General features: G+C 74.0%; 12 protein-coding genes and 2 pseudogenes. 8 read left to right on the forward strand and 6 right to left on the reverse strand.

What is annotated here, in order from left to right; all coding sequences use genetic code 11:
* Positions 1-194 precede the first annotated feature (194 nt).
* Positions 195-384: pseudogene (locus AB0N63_RS25820) on the reverse strand (2-phosphosulfolactate phosphatase); the annotation flags it as partial.
* Positions 385-693: 309 nt separating this feature from the next.
* Here AB0N63_RS25820 and AB0N63_RS25825 point away from each other — a divergent pair.
* A complete protein-coding gene (locus AB0N63_RS25825) occupies positions 694-1,011 on the forward strand; it encodes a hypothetical protein (RefSeq protein ID WP_365532015.1) in 318 nt (105 codons plus the stop codon).
* Between the two features lie 340 nt (positions 1,012-1,351).
* Here AB0N63_RS25825 and AB0N63_RS25830 read toward each other — a convergent pair whose 3' ends face one another.
* A complete protein-coding gene (locus AB0N63_RS25830) occupies positions 1,352-2,647 on the reverse strand; it encodes a GAF domain-containing SpoIIE family protein phosphatase (RefSeq protein WP_365532018.1) in 1,296 nt (431 codons plus the stop codon).
* Between the two features lie 593 nt (positions 2,648-3,240).
* Here AB0N63_RS25830 and AB0N63_RS25835 point away from each other — a divergent pair.
* From AB0N63_RS25835 to crcB, 3 genes are read left to right on the forward strand one after another with little or no spacing between them, the layout of a single operon-like run.
* The gene (locus AB0N63_RS25835; RefSeq protein WP_365532204.1) at positions 3,241-3,705 is read left to right on the forward strand and encodes a CrcB family protein; all 465 of its coding nucleotides are present in this window, start codon (positions 3,241-3,243) and stop codon (positions 3,703-3,705) included.
* The gene (locus tag AB0N63_RS25840) at positions 3,702-4,109 is read left to right on the forward strand and encodes a DUF190 domain-containing protein (RefSeq protein WP_365532020.1); all 408 of its coding nucleotides are present in this window, start codon (positions 3,702-3,704) and stop codon (positions 4,107-4,109) included. Before AB0N63_RS25835 ends, AB0N63_RS25840 begins: the two co-directional genes overlap by 4 nt.
* The gene (crcB, locus tag AB0N63_RS25845; RefSeq protein ID WP_365532023.1) at positions 4,106-4,480 is read left to right on the forward strand and encodes a fluoride efflux transporter CrcB; all 375 of its coding nucleotides are present in this window, start codon (positions 4,106-4,108) and stop codon (positions 4,478-4,480) included. The genes AB0N63_RS25840 and crcB overlap by 4 nt, the downstream gene beginning before the upstream one ends.
* On the opposite strand, the gene AB0N63_RS25850 is transcribed toward crcB, so the two are convergent.
* Positions 4,443-5,399 (reverse strand): alpha/beta fold hydrolase, encoded by a 957-nt coding sequence (locus AB0N63_RS25850; RefSeq protein WP_365532025.1) that lies wholly within the window; start codon positions 5,397-5,399, stop codon positions 4,443-4,445. The genes crcB and AB0N63_RS25850 overlap by 38 nt on opposite strands.
* 92 nt (positions 5,400-5,491) lie before the next feature.
* Here AB0N63_RS25850 and AB0N63_RS25855 point away from each other — a divergent pair, with 92 nt between their 5' ends.
* Positions 5,492-5,947, forward strand: a complete 456-nt coding sequence (locus tag AB0N63_RS25855; protein ID WP_365532028.1) for a MarR family transcriptional regulator — start codon at positions 5,492-5,494, stop codon at positions 5,945-5,947.
* A gap of 78 nt (positions 5,948-6,025) precedes the next feature.
* Here AB0N63_RS25855 and AB0N63_RS25860 read toward each other — a convergent pair whose 3' ends face one another.
* Positions 6,026-6,661 (reverse strand): hypothetical protein, encoded by a 636-nt coding sequence (locus AB0N63_RS25860; protein ID WP_365532030.1) that lies wholly within the window; start codon positions 6,659-6,661, stop codon positions 6,026-6,028.
* Between the two features lie 251 nt (positions 6,662-6,912).
* On the opposite strand from AB0N63_RS25860, the pseudogene AB0N63_RS25865 reads away from it, so the two are divergent.
* Positions 6,913-7,008: pseudogene (locus tag AB0N63_RS25865) on the forward strand (thiamine pyrophosphate-dependent enzyme); the annotation flags it as partial.
* Between the two features lie 237 nt (positions 7,009-7,245).
* Here AB0N63_RS25865 and AB0N63_RS25870 read toward each other — a convergent pair.
* A complete protein-coding gene (locus tag AB0N63_RS25870) occupies positions 7,246-8,712 on the reverse strand; it encodes a PHB depolymerase family esterase (RefSeq protein WP_365532031.1) in 1,467 nt (488 codons plus the stop codon).
* Positions 8,713-8,979: 267 nt separating this feature from the next.
* Between AB0N63_RS25870 and AB0N63_RS25875 the strand changes: the two genes are divergently transcribed.
* Together AB0N63_RS25875 and AB0N63_RS25880 are read left to right on the forward strand one after the other, a co-directional pair.
* Positions 8,980-9,807: a 3-hydroxybutyrate dehydrogenase gene (locus AB0N63_RS25875; protein WP_365532033.1), complete on the forward strand. Its 828-nt coding sequence runs from the start codon at positions 8,980-8,982 to the stop codon at positions 9,805-9,807.
* 514 nt (positions 9,808-10,321) lie between these two features.
* Complete coding sequence (locus AB0N63_RS25880; RefSeq protein ID WP_365532034.1) at positions 10,322-10,921, forward strand: histidine phosphatase family protein; 600 nt, start codon at positions 10,322-10,324, stop codon at positions 10,919-10,921.
* Between the two features lie 161 nt (positions 10,922-11,082).
* Here the strand turns inward: AB0N63_RS25880 and AB0N63_RS25885 are convergent, their stop codons facing one another.
* Positions 11,083-11,904, reverse strand: coding sequence for a DUF1684 domain-containing protein (locus AB0N63_RS25885; protein ID WP_365532037.1), 822 nt, complete (start codon positions 11,902-11,904; stop codon positions 11,083-11,085).
* Positions 11,905-11,993: the final 89 nt, after the last annotated feature.

Consider the following 11,993-nt stretch of genomic DNA (forward strand, 5'->3'; position numbering starts at 1 on the left):
CACTGCGGACGACGGCCCGGGCACGGGCGAACACGTCCGCACTTTACAACGTTGAAAGGACGGGAGAGAAGAGCCTCCGGAGCGAGACACCGCCCTCCTCGGCCGGCCGCTGCGATCACGGGACGCGGTACCGTGTGCGGTCCCTCCCGGCGGACCGCCATCGCGACGGGGAACCTGTCGGCCTCCAGGCACAGGGCGATGTCGTCCGGGTGGATCCCGCGGTAGCCGTTCAGCACCAGCGCCTCGTCCTCCGACGCGGCCAGGACGATCCTCTCCCCGCGCGAAGGCGCACGCGGCCACGGCGAAGGCCCGCATCACGTCCACGACGACCGCGACACGCGGGACGCCGGTCAACTCCCGTGTGCCTGAGCAGAGGTGGCCCATCCCGCCAGTGTGCCCGGAACACCCGGCGGTGCCGGGTGAGCGGACGGCTCCCAGTAGCGTTCGCTGCGTGATCGTTCTCGAGGACCTGGTACGTCTCTGCCCGCCGCCCCTCGAACCGCCGCCCCCGGTGGACTGGGCGCAGGCCGAGAGCGCGCTCGGTACCGCTCTGCCCGGCGACTACAAGCGACTCGTCGAGACCTACGGTGCCGGTGTCTTCGGCGACACCGTCTGGCTGCTCGTCCCCGACTCCGCGTACGACGACTGCGACCTGCACGCGCAGGCGGCCGACGCGCCGAGATCCTGGCCGACTTGTGGGAGGCGGGCGAGGCGAGGCCCGCCGGGCTCACGGAGGCGGGGGCGCGGGCCCTGCCGTGGGCGTTCGAGGAGGGCTCGGGGGCGTTCCTGTACTGGCTTGTCCTGCCGGGGCGGCGGCCCGACGAGTGGACGGTGCTGTACAACGAGGGGCGCGGCCCGCTGTGGGAGGACCACGACATGGGGTGCGTGGCCTTCCTGGAAGCGCTGCTGTGCGGGACGTTGCAGTCGGCGTACTTCGGCGACGAGGAGGCGGCGCCGGTGGCGCACCGTTTCGAGACCGCCGACGCGGTACTCGGCGAGCCGCGGCGCTGATCCCGCCGCTCCGGTCACTCCTCGGCCCGGGACCGCCAGTGCGCGGCCGGGCGGAGCCTCCGAGCCGGTCGAAGGCTTCCTTCGAGGACGCGGACGGGACGGATTGGGGGGCGCGGTGGGTGCGTGACGCCTCCGCCCGGCCCCCGACCAGGTGCCGACGGCCGGACGCGAGCACCATCCCGTACGTCTCCGGCGACCGCGTCACCTCCTGCGGATCCTGCCGGCGGCGGTGGCGGACGCGGACCCGCCGCTGTCGCCACACCGCGTCCGGCACGGTGACCAGGCGCGGAACGGACACGGGCGTGGGAACGGACACGGGCGTGGGACCCGTCGCCGCGGCTCAGGGGACGCGCAGGGCCAGGACGGCCACGTCGTCGTGCTGGTCGTCGATCAGCCGGGTGAGAAGGTCGTCGCGGAAGACGGCCAGCGGTTCGCGGGCGAGCGCCGCCGCGTGCTGGCGCAGTCGGGTCAGACCGCGGCCGATGTCCTCGCCGGGGCGCTCGACCAGGCCGTCGGTGTACAGGAGCAGCGTGGAACCCGGCGGCAGCTCGACGGTCGCCGTGTCGCGGGCGAGGTGGGGGTCGATCCCCAGCACGGGGGCGTGCCCCTCCTCAAGCAGCAGGGTACGGCCGTCGGGCTGGGCCAGCAGGGGCGGGGGATGGCCCGCGTTGGTCCAGTCGATCCGCCACGGGCCGCGGGCGGGCGTCGTCAGACGGACGATGACGGCGGTCACGAGTTCGACGCCGGTCAGCCCCTGCATGACGTTGTCGAGGCGGCACATGACGCCCGCCGGATCGTCACCGCTGTCGTAGGCGATCGCGCGCAGCATGTTGCGCAGCTGGCCCATCCGGACGGCGGCGGCCAGGTCGTGGCCGACGACGTCGCCGATGGCGAGGATCACCGAGCCGTCGGGGAGGCGGAAGGCGTCGTACCAGTCGCCGCCCACCTCGGCCCGTTCGCGGGCGGCCACATAGCGCGCGGCGAGCTGGAGGTCGGCGAGGCCGGTCAGGTCGGGCAGCAGGGAGAGCTGCAACTGCTCGGCGGTGTACTGCTGGAGCGCGTACAGGCGGGCGTTGTCGAGGGCGAGGCCCGCCCGGTGGCCGAGGTCGGCGGCGAGCGCCTGCTCCTGATCGTCGAAGGGCACGGCCGGGGCACGGCGTACGAGGGTGAGCGCGCCCAGGGCCTGCCGTCGTACCCGCATGGGCACGATCAGCGCGGTCTCGGCTCCCAGCGTGCGGTACAGCGCCCACTGCGCGCAGCGCAGGGGGTCGTCCGGGTCGGGCGCATCGATGCCGTTCACCACCATGGGGCCCGCGCCGCGCAGCACCTTGGCCAGGGCGGCGGCCGAGTCGTCGGGTCCGGGCAGGAGCCCGGTGGGCAGCATGCGCAGGGCCCGCTCCGGGTCCCGGTCGGTGACGGTGAGCCGGCGTACCCCGTCGCCGTCGACCACGTCGACGACGCAGGCGTCGGCCAGCTGGGACACCACCAGCCGGGCCAGCCGGCGCAGGGACTCCTCCGCGTCCAGGCCCGAGGCCAGTGCCCGGCTGGCCTCGGCGAGCAGCCGCAGACGCGCGGTGGCGACCTCGGGCGGCAGCTCCGCGGTGGCCGCCTCCGGCGGTGGGGGTTCCCGCTTCATCACCCCCATTGTTGCCGTGGCGGCCGCCCGTGCAATCCGCCGTACGGACGTACGGAGGGGGAGACGGGCGGGGGAGGTGCCGCGATGCCCGGGGCCGGGCCTGAAGCCCGGACCGACGGGCTCGGGAGCCTGTCCCGGGAGGCTGTCCGCAGAACCTGGAACGAGTGTTCCGCATGCGGGGCCATGGGACATGCGGGAGACACGGCCAGTCCGGCGCCTCCGCATGGCCCCCCGCGCCTTCCTGCGTGGTCCGTCGGAGCGGCCGGAGCGGGCCGGGCCGGCCGGACGGCCGCGGGCGTCGCACCGGGAAGGCCGCGAGCAGGCGTACGCGGAGATCGGCACCTCTCGCGCCCGCGCCGCCGAGGAGCGGGCGCACGATCCGGGCTGAGGCCCGGAGCGCCAGGTCACAGGCCCCGTCCGAGGCACGTTATCCTGGAGGGGTGGCCGCGGGAGCGGCCGCACGGCGGTGGGGCTCGCCGTACCCAACCGCGGCGACGGCGCCGCCGACAGTCCCTGCTTGCGATGGAGTGCGTCCCGGTGCGGCCGGGACGACGTGCGAGTAGGAGACCCACGTGGGAGAGGCCCGATCCCCGGTGCACAGCGAACCCACCGATCCCGACATCGACCTGCGCGTCCCCGCGCGACGGCGTGAGCCGGGACGCCGACAGTGGCCGGTCATCGCGGCGGTGGCCGTCGGCGGTGCCGTCGGGGCGTGCGCCCGCTACGGAGCCGCCCTGCTGTGGCCCACCGCCACCGGCGCCTTCCCGTGGACCACCTTCTGGGTGAACGTGATCGGCTGCGGCGTCATCGGCGTCTTCATGGTGATCATCACGGACGTGTGGGCGGCGCATCGCCTGGTCAGGCCGTTCTTCGGCACCGGGGTGCTCGGCGGGTTCACCACGTTCTCCACGTACGCCGTGGACATCCAGCGCCTGGTCGGCGGCGGGCACGCCAGGACCGGTCTGCTCTACCTCGCCGCCACCCTGCTCGCCGCGCTCACGGCGGTGTGGGCGACGGCGAACCTCACCCGGCGGGTCATCGAGTGGAGGCAGTCATGACGAGACTGACCGGCACCGCGCTTCGGCTGACGATCTTCATCGGCGAGAACGACACCTGGCACCACAGGCCGCTCTATTCGGAGATCGTGCACCGGGCGCACCGGGCAGGGCTGGCCGGCGCCAGTGTGTTCCGCGGTGTCGAGGGTTTCGGGGCGTCGTCGCTGATCCACACCAGCCGGCTGCTGTCGCTGAGCGAGGACCTGCCGGTGGCGATCGTGATCGTGGACACCGAGGACCGGGTGCGCGCGTTCCTGCCCGAGCTGAACGAACTGATCGGTCAGGGCCTGGTGATCCTCGACGACTGTGAGGTCATCCGCTACATCGGCCGGGACAGGAGCCGGGACGAGGGCGGGGACAGCGACCGCGGCAGGAAGCGCGGCAAGGGCGGGAGGGAGGACCTGTGAACTGGCTGATGGTCATCGCCGGCGCCGTCGTGGGGGCCCCGCTGCGCTATCTGACCGACCGTACGGTGCAGTCCAGGCACGACACGGTTTTCCCCTGGGGCACCTTCACCGTCAACGTCGCCGGCAGTCTCGTCCTCGGTCTGGTGACGGGAGCGGTGGCCGCCGGCGGGGTCTCCTCCGACGTCCAGCTCCTGGTGGGCACCGGACTGTGCGGGGCCCTGACCACCTACTCCACTTTCTCCTACGAGACGCTGCGGCTGGCGGAGGACGGGGCCCGCTTCTTCGCGGCGGTCAACACGATCGGCAGCCTCGTCGCCGCCCTGGGCTCCGCGTTCACCGGGGCCGCCCTGGCACAGGCGTTCTGGGTCTGACGGCACCTGACAGGACACGCCCGCTGCCCCCGCGCCGGGGAGGGGCGGCGGGCTGTTCGGGCCGGGCGTCGTGCAGGGCCGGGCGGCCGACGAACTCGCCGACCAGAGCGTTGATCTCGGCCGCCGCGCGGTGTTGCAGTCCGTGGTGTCCTACGCCGGGCAGGACGTCGATCTCGGCGTGCGGCAGCACCTCCGCGGCTGCCTTCGCCGCCCGTCCGGCGTCCTGCGCCCGGCCGCCGCCCGCGAAGAGGATCCGGACAGGTGTGTCCAGGGCGCGCAGCGCCGCGGCCGACGGACGCGGCCCGGTCACCGGCCGTACGGTCTCGACACCGGCCGAGGCCTCCTGGAGCCGCAGCCACCCCGGGTCCAGCGGGGCGCCCCGGCTCTCCCACCGCAGGAACGAGCGCACCCGCCCCGGACTTGGCGCGAGCAGCATCGGCAGGGCCCGCAGCAGATAGCCCGGCCGGTACCCGGCGAAGCAGCCGGTGGGGTCGAGCAGGACCAGGCGGTCCGTCCGGGACGGCGAGAGCAGGGCGTAGTGAAGGGCGATCCAGCCTCCGTAGGAGTGGCCGGCGAGGGCGGTCCGCTCGACGCCGAGACCGTCCAGCAGGGCGTCCAGCCACCGGCCGAGGTCGGCGACGGAGCGGATCGAGCGTCCGGGGGCCGGCACGCTGCGTCCCGCGTCACCGATGAGGTCGGCGGCCAGCACCCGGTGGGTGCGCGCCCACTGCGCGGCGTTGGCGAACCAGGCGGCCGAGGTGTCCCGGCCGCCGGGCAGCAGGAGGAGCGGTGGCGCCTCCTTCCCGCCGAGGCAGTTGACCCGCGTGGCGCCGTACGGCGTGAGGATGTCGAGGTGTTCGGCCCCGGGTCCCCACCGGGCGGACAACTCGTCGTACGCCGCGAAGAACTCCTCAGGCATGACGGACCCCCAGTCGACACGCTTTTCCCGCCTCGGGATAATCTCGTTGAGCGACAATCTCGTTGAGCGAGATATTAGGGGAAAGGACGGCGATGGGCGACAGTGATCCCGGACTGGGGATCGTCCACCTGCTGCGCGAGGTGACGGTAGAACTCGCCATGGTTCAGAGCGAGTTCGCGCGCGCCAACGGCATGCACGCCACGGATGTGCGGGCGTTGATCTGCGTGCTCGACGCCGAACGCGCGGGCGACCTGCTCACGCCGGGCCGGCTGGGCGCGCAACTGGGCCTCAACTCGGCCGGCACGACCTCCGTGATCGACCGCCTCGAGCGCGCCGGTCACCTCCAGCGGCTGCACGACCCCGACGACCGCCGCCGGGTGCGCCTGCGGACCACCGAGCAGGCGGTCACCCTGGGCCAGGGGCACTTCGGTCCCTTGATCGCGCACATCCTGGACCTGCTCGGCACCTTCGACGAGGCCGAGGTCGCCGCGGTGCGACGGTTCCTGACCAGCGTGCGCGACACGGCCAAGGACCGAGGCTCCCGCTGAACTCCCGCGTGGCCGACGCGCGTCACACCGTCCTGGAGCCCCTCGCGCCTCCGGCCTCGTCCCTCCCGCGCACGGCCGTCAGTAGCGCTGCGCCTTCGCCAGACGCGGCGTCAGCTTCGCCTCGGCGGGCTGCCGGCTGAAGGCGATGGGCTGTTCCTGCTTGCCCGGGGCGAGGTTCTCCGCGCCGACGAACCGGGTCTCCACCACCTTTCCCGAGGCGTCCTCGAAGTCCACCTGCACGGCGTAGGAGGCCTTCTTGTCGGTCTTGTTGGTGATGGTGACCAAGGCGGCGAGCAGGCCGCCGGTCTGCGCTCGCGGCAGGCCCGTCATTGCGACCTCGTTCAGCGCGTTGCCGCGCCCCCGCACGTTCTTCAGTTCCTTCTCGGCGGCGGCCCCCGCCCGTGCGGCCTGGGCCTCCACGGAGGCCTCGAACTGGGAGGCGCGCGCGGACGCGGAGGAGGCCGCCGCCGAGGCGGAGGCACGGGCCGACTCGATCGCGGAGGCGGCCGCCGAGGCAAGCGCGGACGGCGGCATCCCGGAGAAGGAGTTCGTGGCGGGGGTCTGCGGCGTGGCCGGGCCGGAGGTGGCGCCACCGCCCTGACCGTCGCCGGAACCGCACCCGGTCAGGGCGCCGGCGCCGAGCAGGCAGCCGACTGCGCCGGCCAGCACGGCGCGGAGGCGGAGCGGCACGGGGCCGCGGTGGGGTCGGGGCATCCTGTCGTCCTTCGCAGCGCACGGAAACGATCGCCCCCATCGTCCGCGAGCCGACCGCGCCCCGCGACTCGGCCGTACTCCATCCGCACTCCGTCGGGACGCTTGGTCCGTACTCCGTCCGGACGCCGCCCGCCCCGGCCGCCCGCCGCGGCACACGTGTGAGCGCGCGGACCCGGCTGCGCCGAACGGGCGGTCCTGCGCCCGCGTGCACTACTCCTTCTCCGGCACGCCGTGCACCATGGGCGTCGCCCATGCCCTGCGCCATCGGGCCTCAACCTACCCGCCCGGAGCGGCCGGTGATCGCCTTCACCGGCGACGGCTCGCTGTCGATGGGCATGGGCGAACCCGCCCCGCTCGCCCGGCACGGGGTGCCCGTCGAGGTCGTGGTGCTGCGCAACGACTCCCTGGCCGAGAAGCTCAACTGTTCCAGGAGGGTGCGAGGGCCGCGGGCCCGATGGCCCGCAACCTCCTCCGGAGCGATCGGGTCGCCCTGTCCCCCGCCCTGCGGGAGCACCATGCGGCGCCGGCCCGCTACCGCTGACCGGTCCGGTCGCGACGGCGGCCGGACCGGTCCGGGGCGCGGCTCAGCAGCCGGAGTCGGCGATGACGAAGTACGCCGGGGAGGTCTCCTTCAGGGTGTGGGTGATGGCCACGTTGTACAGGCCCATGTTCTGGTTGGAGCCGTTGGCGTAGGTGTAGCCGCCGCTCTGGTGGGCGCGGCCGGCCCTGACCTGGTTGTAGTTGTTGTCGGTGTAGCACTTGGGCGCCGGGGTGGCGCCGGTGGTCGTCGCGGTGACCGGGGCGGAGGCGGTGCCGGCGGCGCCCGTACCGTCCACGGCGGCGACGGTGTAGGTGTACGTCGTCCCGGCGGACAGGCCGGTGTCGGTGTACGCGGTTCCGGCCGGGGCGCCCACCTTGGTGCCGCCCCGGTACACGGCGTACGAGGCCGCGCCTTCCACGGCGTTCCAGGTGAGCGTCGCGGTGGTGTCGGTGGTGGCGGTGACCGTCACCGCGGACGGCGCGGGCAGGGTGCTGCTGCCGCCGCCGTCCGACTGGTCCAGGCCCCAGAACTTCGCGGTGTGGTAGCTGGAGCAGATGGCGTCGAGGTAGTAGGCGCCGGTGGTGCCGCACTGGTCGGTGCCCGAGCCGGGGTCGACGGCCAGGCCGTGGGCCATGCCGGAGACCGAGAACAGGGCGACGGCGGGCGTGCCGGACGAGCCGTTGTAGGTGGTCTCGGTGGTGTTCCCCGTCAGCGTCCGGGTGGCCGACGGTGTCTGGCCGATGCCCCACACGTCGGTCCACTGGTCACGCAGCTCGGTCCCGTTGACGGGGGCGACGGTGGTGTCGGAGGAGCCCTGCCAGATGGCGACGCGCGGCCACGGTCCGGTGTAGCCCGGGTAGGAGGCGCGGACCTTGTCGCCCCACTGCTTCGGGGTGAGGTTCTGGCCGCTGTACTGGCAGCCGGAGGCGGCGGCCTGGGTGGTGGCGCACTGGGCCGGGAGCCCGGAGTCGACGGCGCCGCCGGCGAACACGTCCGGGTAGTCGGCAAGCAGGTCGGCGGTCATGCCGCCGCCCGCGGACAGGCCGGTGACGAAGACGCGGCCGCGGTCGGAACCGTACTGCGCCACGGCGTGGTCCACCATCTGCACGACGGAGGCCGCCTCGCCCTTGCCGCGGCTGTCCTTGGAGGCGTCGAACCAACTGAAGCAGGACAGGCTGTTGTTGGCGGCGCCGGTCTGCGGGTAGACCACGGCGAAGCCCCACTGGTCGGCGAACTTCTGCCAGCCGGAATGGCTGTGGTAGTCGCTCGCCGACTGGGTGCAGCCGTGCAGGGCGACGACCAGGGGCGCGTTCGCGGGCAGGTTCGCCGGGGCGTACTCGTACATCGCCAGGTTGCCCGGGTTGGAGCCGAAGTTCGTGACCTGCTGGAGGGTGCCGGCGGCCTCGGCCTGGGCGGCGGGGGCGAGCGTGACCAGTCCGGCGGCCAGGGCGCCGAGCGCCGCGGCCCGGGCGGCGCGCCTGCCGAACCCGCGCAGTGTGTGCCATCGCATGGGAGGACTCCCGTGGGGTGATGGGGTTTTCGGGGAGGGGGGAGAACTGCGGCGGACCGTACGGCCGGCCCGGCGAGCGGTGACAGGTGGGGGGCCGCCAGGAGCGCGCAGGGCGGCATGGCGGGCGCACCCATGGCGTCGGCGGGACGGCTGTGGCATGGCGGGACACGGCGGCGCGGCACATGGTGTCCGCGACCATGCCCCGGCGGGAAAATGTGTCACCGGCCCACGTGTCTCACCTCTGCCCGGCTTCCTACCGTGGCCGCCATGGACAGTACCGAGAACCCCGCCGAGGGCCCGTCCGCGCACGCCGGGCCACGCCCCACCACCGCGCCCGCCCTGGTCGGCGCCCGGTTCGCGACCGGGCGGAAGGTCCTGGTCACCGGGGCGGCCAGCGGGATCGGCCGGGCCTGCGCCGAGGCCTTCGCCGCCGCGGGCGCCGATGTCTACGTGGTGGACCGGGCGGAGCGCGCCGCCAAGGAGGTCGCGGCGGCGATCGGCGGCACCGCGCTCGTGGTCGACCTCTCCGATCCCGGGGCGGTGGACACGCTGCCGGACGACGCCGACATCGTCGTGAACAACGCCGGTCTCCAGCACGTGGCCCCCGTGCACGAGTTCCCGCCGGAGCGGTTCGCGCTGATCCAGCGGGTGATGGTGGAGGCACCGTTCCGAATCCTGCGCCGCACCCTGCCGCACATGTACGCGCGGGGGTGGGGCCGGGTGGTCAACATCTCCTCGGTGCACGGCCTGCGGGCCAGCGCCTACAAATCGGCGTACGTCGCGGCGAAGCACGCCCTGGAGGGACTGAGCAAGGTGGTCGCCCTGGAGGGCGCCGCACACGGGGTGACCAGCAACTGCATCAACCCGGGCTATGTCCGCACCCCGCTGGTGGAGGACCAGATCGCGGGACAGGCGCGCGCCCACGGCATCCCGTCGGCGGACGTGGTGGACCAGGTGTTCCTGGAGCACACCGCGATCAAGCGCCTGATCGAGCCGGCCGAGGTCGCCGCGGCGGCCCTGTGGCTGTGCACCGAGCACACCGGCTACGTCACGGGCGCCTCCCTCCCCCTGGACGGCGGCTGGACGGCCCACTGACCACCGGCCCTCGCCGCCCCCGCAGAGCGACTGGCCCGAACCGGACCGAACCGGACCCGAACCCCGCCCAGACCCGGCCCGGACCCGGCTCCGCATCGCGGTGTGCGCGGGCCGGGTACCGGCGTCCCGCCGCACCGCCCGCAGCCACGGCGACCGTCCCGCGCCGTCCTGTGCCGGATCCCTGATCCCATCCCCGTGTGCCGTGTACGGGCTCGGTCCGACAGAGTTTCCGCCACTTTCGAGGTCGGCAGATCGCGGCGGGAACCTTCGCAGATCTCCGCAGTGGTCCACGTCAACGGCGTGCCGGGGCACCACAGGGGAGAGGGCGAGCGGGGACCGGGGGTTGGCACACTCGGCACGCCCCGGGTGTTCCGGATCGCGCCCGGGCGGGGCGCGCGGAAGGCGGCGGCGGAGGGTGCGGGAGGGACTCGCAAGAGGCGCGGATGCTACGTTCGCGGTCGCCGCCCGCATGCCAGGGCCTCCCCCGCCACGACCTCACCGCAGGAGCCGTCACGTGACCAGCCGCGTCACCCTCGTCTCGGCCGCCATGAGCTCGTCGCTGCGGCAGGCCCGCTTCTACGACGGCGACCCGGTCGACGACATCGGCGCGGCCCACGCCCGTGCGGCGGCCGGGACCCTGCCCGCGGCCGTCCGTACGGTCGTCTCCCCGAGCACGCGGTGCGCGCAGACGGCGGCAGCGCTCGGCCTCGACGGGCTGGAGGCACCGGAGTTGGCCGGGCTGGACGTGGGCCGCTGGCGGGGCCGCACCCTGGACGAGGTGGGCGCCGCCGAGCCCGAGGCGGTGACCCGGTGGCTCAGCGATCCCGGCTGGGCGGGGCACGGCGGGGAGCCGGTCCAGCGTCTGTGCGAACGGATCGGGCGGTGGCTGGACGTCATGAGCGATACGGGCGGCCGTACCCTCGCCGTGGTCGAGCCGGAGGTCGTACGGGCCACCGTCGTACACGTCATACACGCCCTGGCCCTGCCCGCCACCGCCTTCTGGCGGCTCGACGTGACCCCGCTGGCCGCGACGGAACTCACCGGCCGTCACCGCCGCTGGAACCTGCGCCTCGGCGGACCGCTGACCGGGCCGGACGCCTCGGCGACGAACTGAACGGCGTCGGATCGCAGGCGGGAGACGGCCACGGCCTCGGGCATCCCGTCGACGGACGGCACGGCCTCGGGCGTCCCACCGGCGGACGGCACGCCGGAGAGCTGAACGGCGTCGCCGGGCACCGCCGTCCAGCCACGCGAGGCGCCGCCCGGGTCAGTCAGTCAGTCCGCTCCGCCCCGCTGCAGCGGGATCTTCTCGCCCGCCTCGACCGCGACGGGCAGCCGGTTCCCGGTCGGCGGGAGCGGGCAGGTGGCCAGGTCGGTGTAGGCGCACGGCAGGTTCCCGGCGCGGTTGAAGTCGACGGTCACCCGGCCGTCGACGTCCGGCGCGGCGATCCGCACGGAGCGGTTCGCCGCGTACGTCGTGACCCCCGAGGTCCGGTCGGTGAACAGCACCAGCAGGCTGCCGGGCGTCGCGCCGTTGAACGCGGTCAACCGGTGCACCAAGCCGTCCAGTTCGAACTCGACCTGACCGGGCGAGTCGTAGACGTGCTCGAGGCCCTCCACCGAGGCGCCGACCGTCACCGGGCGCGGCTCCTCGAACGGCAGGAAACGGCCCTCGACGACCCAGCGCGGGTCCGGCTCGTAGACGGGGGTGTGTGTGAACGAGGTGCGCAGCGCGTTGCCGGGGTGGCGGGGTCGCACGAGGTCGTGACCACCGCGCCTGGCGACCTCGATCACCGCGTCGCCGGCGGCGGGGAAGAGGCTGGTCCGTTCGCCGAGGACGCCGAAGTCGTGGCGCCCGCGCAGCACTTGGCCGTCGAGGACCAGCTCCTCGCCCTCGGCCAGTTCGACCACCACGCCCTCGCGGGTGCTCGACCACGCGCCGGGGGCGTCCTCGAACCGGGTCGGCTCCGCGCTCAGCCAGTGCAGACCGGTGATGGCGAGGAAGCCGTGCGGTCCGGCGAGGTCCTCCTCCTTCTGCCGGTGCCACTGCTCCCACTCCGCCGTGAAGCTTCGCCGGTCGATGTCCTGGACGGTCATGCGCGCTCCTTGCTGCGTGGGTGAGCCCGGGGATGTCTGTGGGGCCTGGTCCGGTCGCGCCTGGGGGCCGGGCACGGGCGCACCCGCCG

The organism is Streptomyces sp. NPDC093260, from assembly GCF_040683715.1.
Lineage (GTDB): Bacteria > Actinomycetota > Actinomycetes > Streptomycetales > Streptomycetaceae > Streptomyces > Streptomyces sennicomposti.

Coding starts and splice junctions, on each gene's coding strand:
- AB0N63_RS25870 (WP_365532031.1), bottom strand. CDS start 8,712: ATGCGATGGCACACACTGCGCGGGTTCGGCAGGCGCGCCGCCCGGGCC.
- AB0N63_RS25875 (WP_365532033.1), top strand. CDS start 8,980: ATGGACAGTACCGAGAACCCCGCCGAGGGCCCGTCCGCGCACGCCGGG.
- AB0N63_RS25860 (WP_365532030.1), bottom strand. CDS start 6,661: ATGCCCCGACCCCACCGCGGCCCCGTGCCGCTCCGCCTCCGCGCCGTG.
- AB0N63_RS25850 (WP_365532025.1), bottom strand. CDS start 5,399: ATGCCTGAGGAGTTCTTCGCGGCGTACGACGAGTTGTCCGCCCGGTGG.
- AB0N63_RS25840 (WP_365532020.1), top strand. CDS start 3,702: ATGACGAGACTGACCGGCACCGCGCTTCGGCTGACGATCTTCATCGGC.
- AB0N63_RS25830 (WP_365532018.1), bottom strand. CDS start 2,647: ATGAAGCGGGAACCCCCACCGCCGGAGGCGGCCACCGCGGAGCTGCCG.
- AB0N63_RS25885 (WP_365532037.1), bottom strand. CDS start 11,904: ATGACCGTCCAGGACATCGACCGGCGAAGCTTCACGGCGGAGTGGGAG.
- AB0N63_RS25855 (WP_365532028.1), top strand. CDS start 5,492: ATGGGCGACAGTGATCCCGGACTGGGGATCGTCCACCTGCTGCGCGAG.